The following is a 16,241-nucleotide window of genomic DNA, read 5'->3' on the forward strand; positions in this document are numbered from 1 at the left end:
TTTTTGGCGTCTTACCGCGACGGCAATACAGATTTTGGCCGGTCTTATGTAGCGAATCATTTTTTGGGGATTAGCCAACGCATCAAATTGACAAACAAATTGGCATTGTCATTCTCCGGATTGCTAATGGTAACATACACTTTTTCTTTTGTGTCAAATGTAAAAATGAAGTTGCGAAACATGCCTTGGTCACCGCTGGCAACTACGCGACCCTTTCCATAGTTGAAACCGATTAAACCGGCGTAATTATCAGATTCTTCGAAAAAACTATGAGAATCTGGGCTAACCGTCCCTTGTGCGTGGTTCTGGGAACCCTTGGGGAAGCGGAGAATTACATCTTCTTGCTTCCGAAAAATGGCTGCGCCGCAAAGATAGTCCACTCGATTTACAGGCAAGCCTTCGATCAAGGCAGGATGATTGGAGTTAACCAATCCTTGAACTGGAGACATGCCAAAGAAGTGCGAACATCTCCCTGCATCTGGATCATTGAAGCTTGGAGCACTTTCGTGCCAGATATAGCCGTCGGCAAATTTTACCCCCAAAGCGTCGAGCAAAGGGCGAGCGCCACTACCATTCGGAAAATGGCTAAGCGTAAGAAACAACGACCCACCTCCATCTATCCAACGAACGATAGCTTCAACCTCTTTAGCAGAAAGTGGAGATTGCCAGAGATTTTCGCCACTGGGCAGTTTGACTTTATTGTTTGGCAATCCATGGACGATCAAAATTTCAGTCTCATCCAGTACACTATCAAGTGGCTGATCGGCATAGGATATCTTAAAGCCGTCTTTCTGCAATATATCCAACATCGCTCGAGCGCCGGATGCCTCCCTACTTTTCGAGTAGATTGTGTTGTGATATCGGTCGATTAGCACGCGTGTCTTGTGCTGATTTTGCAATGGATTAAAGTTGTGAACAAATTCACTATCTTCAATCGCGTCGGTTACTTCCATCTTTTTTGCATGAAGTGCCGAGTTTTCGACAACAAAAAAGATGATAGATAAAATTATGACTGATAGTTTATGACAGTGCATACTCGTTTTCCTCGCGAACAACTACGCCCAAACGGTCGGATTCTGAACTCTGAACACAGACATTTCATCCTCTGGTTTATCGAAAGTAATTTCCTATATCAATGACATCGACGAAGTGGCGAAGCAATGACACGTTCACACCCCTAACCGGCATTCCAATGAAAGCTTCTTGATGTGCCGCCGATAGGTTTGGCAAGTTTGCATTTGTCACTTTGAGCATCAAAGAAATGCTTACTTTCTGGACGAAGTAGACATGATTGCTATGAGCGTCAACGCAGCCACCAGATGATCTCTACCTGACCGAGACTTGCATGCCAATATTACCTCGCTTCGTTTGCGCGGCATTACATCGGTTAACAATAACCAAGCGATTTCCCCGGCTACTGTTGGAGAAATACAACATGTTGGCTGTTTATCGCAAGAGTACAGCAACTGGTGCACGTGCAGGTTTCACATCAGCTCTATTTAACTCAAGGGCCGATAAGTAAAGTCTCGCGGGAGTACCAAACGACACTTCATCTTCACTTTGGGGTTTTTTATCACGTATCTGTCGAAATATGCTTGGTCTATTCCAGTTCACGCTACATCGAACCCGTATTCCCCTTTTAAATTGTAAGCTTGGGCACTGAATATAAAGAGATCTATACTCGGCAAGACAACTGAATAATGGCTACTAAAATATGCAAGAGACCGAAAAAACAATCGAGTTTGATTCTGATGGAGTGCATTTGACGGGCACTTTGGAGTTACCAATAGTTGCACGTCCACGAGGTTCAATTTTGTTACTTTCCGGTTCCGGACCGCAGGACAGGGATGAAACAATTGCCGGAAAACGGCCATTTCGAGTGCTATCAAAAGCGCTGGTTCATGAGGGTTTTTATGTTTTTCGCTGGGATGACCGCGGTGTCGGTGAGTCTGCGGGAAATTATCAAGCCGCCTCGGCATCAGAGCTTGCAGCAGATGTAGTAAGAGCGATGAATCGCCTCGTCGATGAAACAAAGTTTGAACGACAAATACTTCTTGGCCATAGTCAGGGAACAATCATTGCGGCAAATGTGGCTGTCAATTACCCGGCAAAGGTGGCTGGTATTGGGCTACTTGCAGGCATCGGATTGCCTGGACGGCAAGCGTTATTAATGCAACACGAAATGGTCTGCCGTTCCGAAGCATGGCCTGAGGATGAAATTGCGGTTAGCACCCAGCAAAAGGCAAGTTTGTTCGATATATTAATTGCGGCTTGTGAAGACCGGCTAACATCGCGATTAGATAGAGATAAATCACAATCTCTGGAAGAAAAACTGCTTGCAGTTTTGCTAGATGGTATACCGATCTCGATGTTCACTCCTTCAGAACAGCAAGATATCCGCTACATTGTCAATGACTTGATGGAATGGGAATGGCGCTTCCTTCTCTCGACTGACCCTGCAGATGACCTCAGTAAAATTGATTGCCCCATTTTTGCGATGACTGGCGATAAAGATATGCAAGTTGACGCAGTTTCTAACATCGATGCCATAAAAAAGGCATGCTTTCATGGACGGGCTTTGGATGTACAAACTGAGGTTCTCGAAGATCACAACCATCTTTTTCAGCAAACGAAAGTCGGCGCTTTGTCAAACTATGATTCTCTGGGTGAACCGTTTTCGACAATCGCCCTGTCACGTATTGTAGAGTGGTTATCCCAAGTGCAATCATGACTTTTACGATCAGACAGATCATGGCATTCTCCCTTTTGGGCGCTGACGCTTCGCCAAATCTTTCAACTAAGGCGATCAGAATGCTCACCGTCATTGACGAATATGGCCGGGAGTGTCTGGCTATCCATGTCCAGCGCATAGCTTTGACTGCCGCGCTCTGACTTAATAGCTGGACCACTAAATCGGGCAGGTCACCAAAGCTTAGAAACTTACGTTCAAATCTCAGTTTGTTTTCTCGAATTATTTACGGCTCTCAAGGTTTACATAGGGTCGAATCCAGGAACTGATAGGACAGTTGATTCACGACTTTTTTGATATTTTGAGTGGTATTGCTCGTGACCGAGATAATAGTATCATGATCAGGAAAGTAACGAAGCTTTGAGCTATAACCCAAGATACTGCCACCATGCTCCACAACGTAAGTCTTGCATCCCAAAACATCCAGTTCACCAACAAACCACCCATATGCGTAATTCGGCGGAACTCCTCCTTGCTGTGCTACACTATCGGGTAATGATACTCTAGGTTTTGTCATTTTTCTGAAAATACGGCCTGAAGAATCTTTTCCTGTGATCAAATGTTGCATCCATTTTGCCATATCGTCTGCTGAGGAATATATGGATCCCGCTGCGAACCGCGCCATCGGTGAGACACGGGGTAAACCGGAGTAACTCCCATCTTTCGTTAAATAGTAAGGTAACGCAAGGTGTGAAACTATCTCATACCGCTCTTCGTGGCCCGTTTTCGATAGTTCAGCGGGTTTTGCAATATACGCGTTAACAAGTTTCAGATATGATTGTCCCGAAACCTGTTCTGCAATCAAACCGAGAACAACAAAATTTGCATTGCTATATCCCCATTTTGAGCCGGGACTGAATGCAAGAGGTCTGTTTGCAAAAAGCCTTACGAGTTCATCAGGCGATTCAATAGCGGCTCGAAGGTGTTCAAACTGTTTTCCGTCAGGAAAATGATGCAGGCCGGAAGTGTGACTGAGCAGATGGTGAATTGTTATCTTCTCTGAGCCGATGATATTCTGGTCCGGCAACCACTTCTTGATGCTGTCGGTTAAGGATAATTTCTTCTGTGACTCAAGCTCAAGAATTATCATAGCTGTTACGGTTTTGTGACAGATCCGATCCTAAACCTTGTCCTTTTGTCAATGTAAATATTCCAGTTTGCATTCGCCATGCCCTGGTAGCGGCTGAATACCCGAGTTCCTTTTTTATAGACGACTGCTGCGCCATGTAAACTCATCTCATTTTTAGCCGCAACGTCACGTTCGACCCGTTGCCGTGCAGCCGCAGTATGCACAGACCCAATAGTCAAAACTGCCCAGCAAACTAATGTAATGCTGGTAGGAAGATTCATGGCCACCTTGATATCGGTTAGTTGTTTGCATTTTGCTGTATTAGTACACTAATACTGATTGGGCAAGTATAGTGCGTTCTACGAGCAAAAGGCAGGATTGCGGTCGATCTGAAAAGGCCACTGATTTTTTGACGCTGAATTTTTCTCAATCAAGATATTCTTTGCCACGGGAAATCGAATTTTTTCCCGATAGGTTTTGAACGCGTAGCGCGATGTAGAGAACTTCTGTTTTGACGCAAATATGGTGTCGGTTTGCAACCCCATATGCAAGAAGCCAATATCGACTATTTCTGCCAGAAAGAAACAAACCTTAGTGAGGAAAATAGGGGCTGCATAGAACACTTGTACGAAGGAAATACCGTTGTTTGAACTCCGGTTTAGATCAATCAAAAACTGCCTCATAAAAAACGTACTCAACGAGTTTAGTTGACCAAACCAATGCAAATCTTTTAAATCTTGTTGGCTAAATGGATCGAATTCAATACTGCCACTCAACATCTGCAGAAGCTCGTTTGGCTTTGGCCGATCAAAAGGGGACCGGGAAAGTTTACAACAACGCATGAATAGAATGCGCGTCGAGGAAACCAAGCTGTTTTCAAACGCAAGTTTCGATAGCGGTAATGACGACAATAGGACGCGAAGCGACCATAGGAAATTGGTTTTCTGCATTCAAAGCGAAACGACAGAGGAGGGGGGAGGTAGTGTCACTGATTCCAATATCTAGGATTTTCTGGCTAGCTGGCGGCGCTGCTTTGGGCGGTATACTTACATAAAACCTTAAACAAATTTAGCTTGATCGAAAATTTATCACTTGTTATCAAATATCTACGGTTGTCTCGCCCCACTCGTAATCAGTTCCGACAATTACGCGCGCTTTCGGCATGAAGCTGCCACAAGCCTAGCGTCTGCTATGGGCGCATCTGTGGACGGCGTGCATTTGGCAAGAGTTTTTTATTGGTCATCGCAGCTTGGCTGATAGCGGGCATCTGTTCGGCCTGTTTGGGCGGCGTTCGGATGCCGCTCGCCATCATGCGTTTCGCGAATTAAGTTCCTAACAAAAGCCCGCACTCTATGGTGCTTGCGCCCAACTGGGTTGTCTTCACTCGTTTAACTACAGCTTCTGCACGACCTCCTTTGCTCTTACCAAACTCGTTTGCGCCGTCGTGGCGCATTAAACTTATGCGGGCATCAACCGTTGTGGGTTGAACCTCTCACCCTTCACCGTCAAGGGTCAGAGCAGCCCGCTCACATCCTGAGCGTGTTGATCCGTGGACCGCATCCATATTAGAACGAAAGCCGGCCCGCTTGGCGACAGTTGCCATGGCGAACAAGACAGCCCGCATCATCTGGGCGGTGTTAACGCGCAATGAGCCTTATACGCCGAGAACCGCAGCATAAAGAGCATCAACACTTAATAAAACAGGAGTAGAGCAATCAGTTTACAAGGACGATGAGAGTGATGGCAAACCGGTTAGACCGGGAACTCAGACACCCCGACTAGTGTCCAGGACATCAATAGTCCGAAAAGCGGAATGGGACTGTGTTCGCGCAAACCATCAGGGCCAGTGGCTAGATAAATAATCTGCGCCACATCAACAGGCCGGACACAGGACCGTATCTAACTTAGGTCAAATCACTCGAATAATCCTTGCAATGAGGGAGCCATCCACACAGGACACTAGGTGACTGGGCAGTTGTGCCAATTGTGATCTAACCACACTCACCTTTTCGTCTTTGCCACATTCGCCCATCAATTGCCGAGAGCCCCAGTCCAATGATGAACATGCCAATGATATGGGTCGCACGGAGGCTTTCACCCAACAGGCCTGTACCCAATATGATGGCAGTGACCGGAATTAGAAAGGTAACGAGTAGCAGGTTTGTCGCCCCTGACGACGATAGAAGTCGAAAGTAGAGGATATACGCCAACGAAGTCGACAATGCAGCCAATCCAAACACGCTCGCCCAGACTGTGATGGACGGAATTGCAAGGGAAAGCGGATCATCCACAAACATTGAAACGGGCATTAGGAGGGTCGCCGACGCGCTAACTTGTCCCGCGGCAATCACCACAGGATCTATTTTCATGTCATTGAACCGCCGACCGTAGACACCGGCAAAAGCGTAGGAAAGCGCGGCGACCAACACAGCTAGTTGCGCATATACGGCAATTCCCAAACCCGACAACGCGGAGGGGCCGATCAAGATGATCACCCCGATCAATCCCGTCACAACGCCGGTATATTTGAGCAGTGTTGCTCTTTCATCCGCAAGGAACATGCTCGCGACAACCACCGTAAACAATGGTGTGGTTGCATTCAATATGGACGCAATTCCTGAGGCTATTTGAGTAGTCTGCCCCCACACAATGAGAGTGAAGGGAATGACGTTGTTTAGTATCCCCATGACCGTAAAAGCGCGCCATACGGAACTCGAGATCGGTATCTTGCGCCCGCTTATTAGAATATAGAGCCACAAGATAGCAGCAGCGAAAAACACCAGAAGCGCAACGAGGGTCAACGGTGGAATCGCCTCCAATGCGACCTCTACGAAAAAGAAGGAACCACCCCAGAGAACAGATAGTGCCAGCAGCATTGCCCATTCTCTTTTGCCCATTGTAGATGCAATAGATTCGTGCAAATCTGCCTCCATAGGATGATTTGAATTCTCTTAAGCTTTTATGCGCGGCGGGCATCCCGTTTCTTGTGTTCAAATCAATCATTGATCTTTCCTAGTGTGCGCTTTCGGGATGTTGCGGACACACTGAATGAATTGTAACGGTTCTCGAACTTCCATAAAGTCAGAGCTTGGCGATGCCATGAGCTGAACAAGCGCTAGCAATCTTCGCCTTCGGTTGAGAGCGTTGTGAAGTACCGAGTTTAATGGCGCAAACACCATAGAGCGCCGCTGCGCATATTCGCCCAATAAAGGACACTTGTATGTTTCGCGTGAACGCTTGAGCGTCTTAATCCACCCTTCGATCAATTTGGAGGGTAGGCATTAATTTTGGCGAGGTTTGGGCTAGGTGGCGGTCTGCTGCTCCAGCCAATTCAAAATCGCTTGGTTTGTTTCTTCAGGCCTTTCTTGCTGAATCCAATGACCGCAATCCAGATTGATCACCTCCACATTGGGCACAAAATCTGATAGGTTTTCAGACTTCGCGACCGGATCGCGGTCGCCGTAGATCATAAGTGCGGGCTGTTGGATGATCGGATCCACGTCCGCCAATAAATGCCAGTTTCGATCAAGGTTTCTGTACCAGTTGATACTGCTTGTGAACCCTGATGTTTCAAAGGCCGAGACGAAAACGGCCAGTTCTCTGTCGCTCATGACGGGTTCCCCAATGGGCGCTTCCGCTTTGGCGAGATTGATCATCATCATACCGGGCGCAGGCTCTGCAAGGGGCAGGTTCTTGCGGTACATGTTGCGAAGAAACTGGAATGTATTTTCTTCCAATACGGCGTCTGCGACGCCAAGCTGTCGATTGAAGTGGACAAAATAGAAGTCACTGCCAAAGACTTGTTCCATCATCTCAATCCAGGGTTTTTCCCAACGCTCTTGGTAAGGTACGCTCAGATTTATCAGCCTTTTAACACGGCTTGGATGCAATAAGGTCAGCCCCCAAACGGCCATAGCACCCCAATCATGGCCGACAAAGGTGGCATCTTCGTAACCGTAGTGATCAAGAAGCCCCACAAGATCACCAGATAAATGCTTTATGTCATAGCCTGTCACTTCGGACGGACGGGATGAATGGCCATAGCCCCGCTGGTTTGGAACGATCACATGGTAGCCCGCTGCAGCAAGGGCTGGCATCTGATAGCGCCAGGAAAAGGCATGCTCTGGCCAACCATGACAGAGCACAATCGGGTTTCCAGCGTTTTCGAGCCCTGCTTCAAAGACTTCGAGTTCCACACCGTTGACAGATATGAAGTTGGGCTTGGGAAAGTCGGCGGGATTAAACATGGCATTATCTCCTTGCTGATAGGTTTAGCAATTGCCTAAACGCTAATGGTGCCAAATTCTGACACTATTGAATGCTAGCCTTACGAAATGAATGTTCGTCTCCGACAAGATGCCATTGTGCGCAACCTTCGCCGCAAAAGCAGTTCGACAGTAGAAGAGTTGGCGGAAGAGGTCGGCGCATCCCGGCGCACAGTCTTGCGCGATATTGGCGCGCTTCGGGATGAAGGCTTTGTCATACACTCTGAACCTGGACGTGGCGGCGGCCTGCAACTTGATCCGCAGTCGCTTCAGACCAGCGCCCGGCTCTCGGTTGCTGAGGTTTTTGCACTTCTCATCAGTGTTGCGTCCATGCGTGCAACTGGAAGCCTGCCCTTTTCAGGTCTCGCAGACGCCGGGCTTGCCAAAATTGAGAAAGCCCTTCCGTCGGACAAAGTCCGAGATTTGCGCCGGTTTTTGGATTGCTTGTACATCGGGCAACTCTCTCCGCAGGTAGACATATCCGATATGGGAGCGATGGACCCCGCGTTGCTGCGCTCATTCGAGACAGCTTTTCTTCAGCGACTACATCTGCGTTTTCAGTACTGCGACGCCCAAGGCGCCGTAACGAGCCGACATGTTGAACCGCAAGCCATGCTGATCTTGCCGCCACTCTGGTATTTGGTGGCCTGGGATCCTGTGCGCGAAGACTTCCGGCATTTTCGAATGGACCGGATCAGCGAACCAGAATATGTTGAAGGGGCAACATTTCGGCGGCGACTTGTGCAGTTCGAGGATGGCGTCCGTCCAATTCGGCATTTACCAAGTTGACCTTCTCACATTGAGCAGCATTTGGCATTGCTTGGTCCAAGCTTTACGGGCCAATCGGAGTAGTTGAGATTAAAGTAAAATAGGCAGTTCGCGGCTCGTTACAGCCGAGAGCTGTAATTTAATTTCTTGAAAAATATAGCACATAAGTTGGGCCTGGATGGATTGGACTCACCAGTCAGGCTTATCCAATTCAGGTCGGTTTTTGCTCCATTTCTGAAAAGATTCCTTCAATTCATCAGGTAAAGATTCTCCAAAACGATCATTGAGGGGATATTGAGGCATCGCCAGATATGTTGCATCAAGTAGCGCCATGGCCTGCTTCAAATCCTTCGGTCTTTTCAGCGCATTTCGTTTTTTCTGATCTGACATCCATAATTTCTGAAGTGCAAACCAGCGCGGATCTGGCGCAACAATGCGGGCTGGTGATCCATCACGACATACGACTACATGATTGACAAAGTCGCCATTAAGCAACCATTCCTGCTCCGGTAAGGCAACCGGCTTCGGTTTATCAGTACGGTAGATCGTATCTATTCGGGAAGGAGCCGCCAGAAGTTCCACCTCATAGGCCGTCGCATTGCGTGCTTGAAATGTCTTTTCAGTATTGACTGTATATGTGGAATCCACGGCTTTAAGCATATGCCAGACAGACTGTGTATCTTCTTCTGGCACCGTCGACGCCCATGCGAGGTCGAAATCTTCAGTCTCATCGGGCACGTCCTGAATAAAGCCCGATGCCTCAATGGAATATACCGGAATGGCATTTGTTCCAACAACGATCAGATGGCTACCTAGTAACTGCCTGCGATCAGCTTCTCTGAGTATCTTACCAGCGCCACTAGACAGTAGAGGAAGCTTCAGGGCACGATACAACCTGCACGTCTCTGCAAGCATATCGCGGCTTTTGTCACGACGATCCTTTGCAGTCCGTTTGGTGTCGTGATATTCTTCAAACTTAGCCTCGTGTTCCTCGGACCATGGCCCCAGGCTCTTGGCGTCGCCTTTCCGGTTTCGTATCTCGTAAAGATAGGAATGGCCTTTGACCTGTTTGCGGGCAAGATTATACGGCATGGCCTGAAGAGTTTGCTCAGCGGCCATCCAGACCTGATAGCGTTGCTCCAGATTGATGAGCATTCGGGACTGTTCATCTGTAAACGGAACGACAATTGGCACGGTTTTGTTATCCTGCGTTTCTCTATTTTTCATAGATGCAGGATAATTTTTTAAATGTCAATTACTTAGTGATAATACGTTAGAGACAATCGACCGATTCAGTCGAGTATTTTGCTATATCCCAGCGCTTTAGAGAAACGATCAAATTGCCAGCTTTGCATCTAATCTGACTGGTTGCGGGAATTGTGATCGCGTCCCCAGTTTTGCGAATTGCAGCCAGTCGATGCCCTGCGCTTAGATGTCGGAACCTAACAGACGAACCTCGCCGCCCTTTTCGAGCGTTACTCTGACCGCTCTCAAAAAGGCAGCAAGTGCTTTTCTGGTATCCCTTTTGGCAGTCCGCCTTGCGCAATCATGCTATCGATCAGTTCCTGCTTATTCATCAATAACTAAGCAATTGATTGAAACATCGGGCCATTGCAAAGCAATAGGCCACCACGAAGTCAGCGGTTTCTTGAACAATTTCAGATATTAGCTTGAGGCCTTCTGTGCTTCAAAATAATGCGTTCCGCCTTCATCAGTAAGTTGGTTAGTCAGTTGCAGCCCGCAATTGGTCAAAATATGACCATATTCCTCTTCGCCAAGCGACCACGACCGCCGACCGGTTAAAACATCGTCCCAAGTGCAAACTTGATGAGGCGCTGAAAACAGCATCCTACCCTCTCGCTTGAGCGCACCGGTCATCCTAGAAAAGAGCTCGTATTGGCGGTCGGGTGGTAGCAGGAATACCAAACCGACTGCCAGTATTGCGTCGAAAGTTTGATCGAAGAACGAGCTGCGTTCAGCAGCTTCACAGGCGACTTCTACACCTTGAAAGCGTCGCCTGAATGCACGGACCATTTTGGGAGAAGCATCAATTGCAGATACGACCAACCCTGAGTCGATTAATACTGACGTCAATGGCTCGCCGGATCCAGCACCAACATCTACAATAGAGCCCCCGGCAGGAAGAGTGGCGGCCCAGTTCATAACAACAATCCGGCCAACCTCTGAGCGTACCGCGATGAACTCTTCTGCAATTGCATTATAGCCATTGGACATGTCGTCAGCCAAAGCCAGTCTCTCCTATACACCTCGAAATCAGACATCTTGTTTACTAGATTAGGTTATACCGGAAGCAGCAGAATATCTCCATTCAGCTGATGAGCGAGGGAACGATTTATATCCGTGCAGCGGCGAACTTGGGAATCATGAAGGTTTTGGTGAAGCAGAAAAGTTAGCGCCCTACAGCTTTTGCCATAGATACAAGGCGGGAAGAGGCTGTTGCGCGAGCGACCAGATTCTGGCTTTCATCAAAAAGCTCACCCTCGAGCGAACAGATACTTTTGCCTTGTTGAATGATCTTTCCATTGCCGACCAGTTTTCCGGTCTTTGCTGGGGCAATGAAAGTTACATTCAAATTGATTGTTGGGGTGAACATGGAGCCCCTACTTTTGACAACCACAGCTGGACCCATAGTGTCGTCCAACATTGCCGCCAAAAATCCACCCTGTACATAACCAGATGGATTACAAAAATCAGATTTTGCCAAAAATCCAATTTGAACCGTTCCAGCTTCAAAATTGGCATCGAGCAATTCCCATCCAAGAGTCGCCGCACAAGGCGGTGTAGGAAAGCGAGCAAAGATACTCAGAGCGTCTTGCAGATCCGATTCACTCATAATTTCTGTTCTCTTCTGAAATTGGTCTAGGAGAAAAATAAAGGAACAAAGTACAGTGTCAACGTCCGTTTCCTCCACTAGCAAATGATATTGCCAATTCGCAGCCAGCGTTGCCAAATGGTTCAATTTCATGGACCGCAAGACGTCCCGAACCAACCCTCACCGGCACTTAAACGGCCTTCCAGACAAACAATCCGTTCATGATGTAGCCGAACACAAGACGCTGCCAAATTTCGATCTCAAGATACTGCCCTTACAGAACATCGCGTCTCCCGTTGTCCAAATCAAAATCAAACCGCTATCGACCGCCAACCCGAAGGTCAGTCGGCAACTACGGGAATTTCCAAGACACTTGGATATTCAGTGCTGTGATACAATTTGATCTGAGCAACACGGGCATCGTCTAGCGTTTCAAATCCAAGCCGGCCGCCTGAGTTATAATTTTTCTGAGCGGAAGGATCATTATAGGGACCAACAGTAAGACGCAGCCTTGTTCCTTCTGGCAGCGCCCAGGCATTCCAAAGGAAATTTTTGAATTCATAGGCTTCCACCACGCCTGGCTCAACCAGTGACGGTTTAAGACCATTGCGAAACCTAGCGCGTACGACATCTCCACCGAGGTAAAGCGGCTGGCCGTCCGGGAACATGGCATAGACTGTTACGAAGATATCGGCATCAGGAGTATCCATTTCCAGATAGAGCCTCAGGCGCATTTGGCCGGCCAAAGTTAGACCTTTGTCCAAGGGAGGCGAATGGAAAATCAGCGTTTCCGGCATATATGCGGGTACCGTTGATCGAAGGCTGCCATCGCGAATGGCATTCCAATCAGTATCCGTGAGGTCAGCGGGACTGGTGTCGAGTGGATCGCTTCTAAACCGGTGCGGCTCTTCTTGGTTTACCGGTGCATCGACAAGATGGCCTGAGCGGAAAACATCATAAGCTTCATCGGGGGTGGCAGAAAGATAGAACTTACGGCGTTCGCTGGAAATCTCGTCAAGCTTGTTGGCATAGCGCCATTCTTCTGCGCCGCCGACATAGTAGGCGATCCGACGTTTCAGCAAGTCGGGCTTAGCGCCACGGCCGAGGCGCCAATCAAACCAGTCCAAGTTAAACTGATCCATATCGAAGACGGCAGCTGGTCCAAATTCGACGCCCTCACTCAACTTCTGCCTTGGCTCTCGCGTTCCACCATGGCTCCACGGCCCCATGACCAGATAATGATTTATCGCCGCGCTTTGGGGAGCGCCTTCTTGATGTTCGCGGAAATAGCGAAGTGCACCGGGTTGGTCGCCATCATAATAGCCAGTAACGGTCAGGACAGACATATGCATTTGTGCATAATCGTTCGGCTCCCATGCTGATGCAGCCCAAGCTTCTGGTTCTGAAAGCCTATTCACCCATGTCTGAAAATGCTCAGACGGCAGCCCAATAAACGCATCATACTCACTGAAGGGAACGTGGTCGCGGTAGGATGTACGCTCTCGCCAATAGTCGCTGTCCGTGTAGAAATTCGGATTCATCGCAGAGCCCGCCACAAAACCCAGCCATCCAGCAGTATATTTCTGGCTGCGATGGCCAGCGACTATTGGAAAGTCGTACCCGGGATAAACCGAGGCAGTGGGGATCATCGTCTCGATCTCATCAGGACATGACCGCGCGGCCATCCATTGCGTCATGCCGCGATAAGAGCCGCCTCGCATCACGACATTGTCGTCCGACCATGGCTGTTCCTTGATCCAGGCAATTGCGTCGCAAATATCCGTACCATGATCGCTGAAAGGGATAAACTCGCCTTTCGATCCACCCCGCCCACGAAGATCCAAACTCGCCATAGCATATCCTCGATCGGCATATTTACGGGCGCGTGGATGCGCTTCATCCGAAACATAAGGCGTCGCGACAAGCACTGTTGGATAGCGCTGATTGTCCGGCCCAGGTTTCCAAATTGTTATAGCAAGAGGCGTTCCATCTTCAGCGGCAACGATATTTTGAAGAAGAACATCAACCGTCTTTTGGTCCTGGCCTCCACCCTGCGCGGCGACTGGGCTAGTCCACGAATGTGCAATCGCAATAAGAATACTTATCAAAAAAAACATAGTTCTCATAAGATCTTGAATCTCCCAAAAAACTGAATCTGCCGACCTATTCTTTATACTATCTGCATCAAGTAAACGTAGGGGAACTCATCTTTACTGTACTGATCCTGTTTGGGGCAGTTAAACTATTCACAATATTCGGCATTCCATGAGAGAATTTCAGCCGCGATTCTATAGGCTGTTTCTACACGTGCGCCGTTCGGATAGTATTTGTTAGCCAGCAAAACCAATGCAAAATCTTCGCTTGGAACAGCAAATACATAGGCTCCAAAACCATTAGTAGACCCAGTTTTACTAAGTACATAATGGTTTGATTTTTGCGCTTCAACTCCCGTCACAGGTGATGGTTGGAGGATCATCTTATTTGAATTTCCTTCCTTTAGGTTGCAAGTATCTATTGGATATTCGTACTTTTCCCAAACCAAAGATTGTTGAAAATATTCAGTTTCAAAATAGCTTTCTTGAGTTTGATAAGCGGCGTTCGATAAAGAGTTAGAGTGATCGGTGCCAGACAAGTTCAGTTTGAGGAATTTTAGCAAATCCGCGCTTGTTGTTTTGACGCCATAGGCTTCATTTGACAGTAATGCTGGCTTGAGCCTTACCGCTTCTCCCTTTCGGCTATGACCCCAAGCATAATTGTCTAAGGCTTCGTCCGGCACATCGATGAAGGTGCTTTCCATCCCAATACTCGGGAATAGCCCTTGCTCCATCAAACTGACGAAGCTCTCTTTTCTTTCTTGGGCAACAAGCAATCCCAGTAACCCGATACTGGGATTGGCATAGTGCCTTTGTTTACCGGCGGGATGCTCGGGGCGCCACGCTCTGTAATACTCGTAAAGAGATTTCTTTGTCTGCACCTGTTTTGGCAGTTGAAGGGGAAATCCACCAGCCGTATGCGTTCCTAGGTGAAAGACCGGAACTTCACCTAGCGGACTGTCTGTTAACTCATCCACATATTTACCGATAGGTGCGTCCAGAGAAATCACACCCTCCAGCTCGGCCTTTGTTGCTAATGTGACGGTGAATAATTTGGAGATGGAACCAACTTCAAAAATTGTATCTTGGGTTACTGCTTTGCCGGACTCTTGATCTAACACACCGAAATTGTAGAAATAGTCTTGGGAGTTATGTGAAATTGCCACGGACATCCCTTGAATTTCATGCTCTGCCATGAGACTTGGCACGAGATTTTCTACAATGGGTGTTATCGGAAGTTGTTGGACCTCGGAAGCATCATTCCTGATGCAACCGCCAACAATGAGAGTGAATAACACTAAACATAAATTGTGGTTTTTTTGCTGTTTCATTTTACCCTTTCAGATTCCAAATAATTGCCAAATTCAGCATGGCTTTGTCCGCTCGATCTTAGAAATAGCAGTAGGTCACGGCGCTCATATCTTCTCCTCTGAGAAACAAACCCGCAAACGGATTACGTAGCCGCGAATTGCACCCAAGGTTTAAGCAACCCGATCCAAATAGCTGATAGTTTAAGAAATCCATGCTTTAACCTGAGCTTTCGATACATTTCCGCCGCAGAGTATTGTCGCTACTTCTACCTCTGGGATCGCATCTGGGTGTTCGATGAGCGCAGCCAATCCTGCAGCGCCTGCGGGCTCAACGAGCAAGCCTAGTTCCTGGAAGCAAAGCTGAACGGCTTGGATCATTGATTTGTCGCTCACCAGGAGGATATCGTCGGCGAGCTCCTGCATTAAATCGACAGCTTCTGGCACGGGCTCCCTAACGGCTATGCCTTCCGCCACAGTCGATGTTTCGGCTGTTGAAATCGACCTGCCCTCTTTCCAACTCATAGCCATGGCTGGTGCAGCTCGCGAACACACACCGATAACGCGAACGCCGGGCTGGTGGGTTTTTATCCATGAAGCTACGCCATTGAGCAGCGCACCATTTCCCACAGGGACGACTATTGCTCCCAGTTTTTCTTTGCTGGCGAGCATTTCCATTCCGATCGTTCCCGCCCCGATAGTGATCGCAGATGCGGCCCCATCTTCAACAAATGCATGTCCTTTGGCGTGCGCAAAATCTCTGGCGGCAGATTTGGCAGCATCGAAATCAGCGCCATATTGTACGACCGTTGCACCAAGCGATCTTATCCGTTCCACCTTCAATGGATTTGCATCTTCGGCCAGGAACACCGTCAATGGCACGCCGCGAACGCGCGCTGCATAGGCCATGCCTTGACCAAAATTTCCGACACTCGCGCAGACCAAGGGCGTATTTGGTTCAGCAGCACCAACCAGAAGACAAGCACCACGCCCCTTAAAGGATCTGATTGGATTAACCGTTTCGACTTTCAAGATGGGCGCTTTTCCCAGATGTGCCGATAAAACGTCAGCTTTGAACTGCGGCGTATCGAGAAAGACCTTGTCTATACCGGAACGTGCGGCATAGATTTGATCCTGAATGTCGGCGCTCTTCATTA

General features: G+C 48.2%; 14 protein-coding genes and 1 pseudogene. 4 read left to right on the plus strand and 11 right to left on the minus strand.

The annotated features are described in order from the left end of the window. Positions 1-56: 56 nt before the first annotated feature. Positions 57-1,034, minus strand: coding sequence for a DUF4350 domain-containing protein (locus J4G78_RS07165; RefSeq protein ID WP_207989662.1), 978 nt, complete (start codon positions 1,032-1,034; stop codon positions 57-59). Between the two features lie 680 nt (positions 1,035-1,714). Between J4G78_RS07165 and J4G78_RS07170 the strand changes: the two genes are divergently transcribed. Then, on the plus strand, positions 1,715-2,731 hold the full coding sequence (locus J4G78_RS07170; RefSeq protein ID WP_207989664.1) for an alpha/beta hydrolase: 1,017 nt from the start codon (positions 1,715-1,717) through the stop codon (positions 2,729-2,731). Next, entirely contained in the window at positions 2,728-2,892 is a 165-nt protein-coding gene (locus tag J4G78_RS07175; protein WP_207989666.1) for a hypothetical protein, read from the plus strand. The genes J4G78_RS07170 and J4G78_RS07175 overlap by 4 nt, the downstream gene beginning before the upstream one ends. 92 nt (positions 2,893-2,984) lie before the next feature. On the opposite strand, the gene J4G78_RS07180 is transcribed toward J4G78_RS07175, so the two are convergent. Next, complete coding sequence (locus J4G78_RS07180) at positions 2,985-3,863, minus strand: serine hydrolase domain-containing protein (protein WP_259371360.1); 879 nt, start codon at positions 3,861-3,863, stop codon at positions 2,985-2,987. Positions 3,864-4,177: 314 nt separating this feature from the next. Further along, positions 4,178-4,597 carry a hypothetical protein gene (locus J4G78_RS07190; RefSeq protein ID WP_207989672.1) on the minus strand — a complete coding sequence of 140 codons (420 nt, stop codon included), beginning with the start codon at positions 4,595-4,597 and terminating at the stop codon, positions 4,178-4,180. Positions 4,598-5,368: 771 nt separating this feature from the next. Here J4G78_RS07190 and J4G78_RS07195 point away from each other — a divergent pair. Then, positions 5,369-5,497: pseudogene (locus J4G78_RS07195) on the plus strand (IS110 family transposase); the annotation flags it as partial. A 312-nt stretch (positions 5,498-5,809) separates the two neighbouring features. Here J4G78_RS07195 and J4G78_RS07200 read toward each other — a convergent pair. Together J4G78_RS07200 and J4G78_RS07205 are read right to left on the minus strand one after the other, a co-directional pair. Further along, positions 5,810-6,739 carry a DMT family transporter gene (locus J4G78_RS07200; RefSeq protein ID WP_207989673.1) on the minus strand — a complete coding sequence of 310 codons (930 nt, stop codon included), beginning with the start codon at positions 6,737-6,739 and terminating at the stop codon, positions 5,810-5,812. 381 nt (positions 6,740-7,120) lie between these two features. Beyond that, complete coding sequence (locus J4G78_RS07205; protein WP_207989675.1) at positions 7,121-8,065, minus strand: alpha/beta fold hydrolase; 945 nt, start codon at positions 8,063-8,065, stop codon at positions 7,121-7,123. An 87-nt stretch (positions 8,066-8,152) separates the two neighbouring features. On the opposite strand from J4G78_RS07205, the gene J4G78_RS07210 reads away from it, so the two are divergent. Then, positions 8,153-8,872: a helix-turn-helix transcriptional regulator gene (locus J4G78_RS07210; protein ID WP_207989677.1), complete on the plus strand. Its 720-nt coding sequence runs from the start codon at positions 8,153-8,155 to the stop codon at positions 8,870-8,872. Positions 8,873-9,040: 168 nt separating this feature from the next. Here the strand turns inward: J4G78_RS07210 and J4G78_RS07215 are convergent, their stop codons facing one another. The 6 genes from J4G78_RS07215 to J4G78_RS07240 form a co-directional block, all read right to left on the minus strand. After that, the gene (locus J4G78_RS07215; protein ID WP_207989678.1) at positions 9,041-10,078 is read right to left on the minus strand and encodes a GSU2403 family nucleotidyltransferase fold protein; all 1,038 of its coding nucleotides are present in this window, start codon (positions 10,076-10,078) and stop codon (positions 9,041-9,043) included. 438 nt (positions 10,079-10,516) lie between these two features. Continuing rightward, on the minus strand, positions 10,517-11,098 hold the full coding sequence (locus J4G78_RS07220; RefSeq protein ID WP_207989680.1) for a class I SAM-dependent methyltransferase: 582 nt from the start codon (positions 11,096-11,098) through the stop codon (positions 10,517-10,519). 163 nt (positions 11,099-11,261) lie between these two features. Further along, positions 11,262-11,837, minus strand: a complete 576-nt coding sequence (locus J4G78_RS07225; RefSeq protein WP_207989683.1) for a PaaI family thioesterase — start codon at positions 11,835-11,837, stop codon at positions 11,262-11,264. Positions 11,838-12,025: 188 nt separating this feature from the next. Then, on the minus strand, positions 12,026-13,801 hold the full coding sequence (locus J4G78_RS07230; RefSeq protein WP_207989685.1) for a CocE/NonD family hydrolase: 1,776 nt from the start codon (positions 13,799-13,801) through the stop codon (positions 12,026-12,028). Positions 13,802-13,926: 125 nt separating this feature from the next. After that, positions 13,927-15,108: a class C beta-lactamase gene (gene ampC, locus J4G78_RS07235; RefSeq protein ID WP_207989687.1), complete on the minus strand. Its 1,182-nt coding sequence runs from the start codon at positions 15,106-15,108 to the stop codon at positions 13,927-13,929. Positions 15,109-15,288: 180 nt separating this feature from the next. Next, on the minus strand, positions 15,289-16,239 hold the full coding sequence (locus tag J4G78_RS07240) for a threonine ammonia-lyase (RefSeq protein ID WP_207989689.1): 951 nt from the start codon (positions 16,237-16,239) through the stop codon (positions 15,289-15,291). Between the last annotated feature and the right edge of the window lie 2 nt (positions 16,240-16,241).

This window comes from Parasphingorhabdus cellanae, assembly GCF_017498565.1.
In the GTDB taxonomy this organism is placed as follows: domain Bacteria; phylum Pseudomonadota; class Alphaproteobacteria; order Sphingomonadales; family Sphingomonadaceae; genus Parasphingorhabdus; species Parasphingorhabdus cellanae.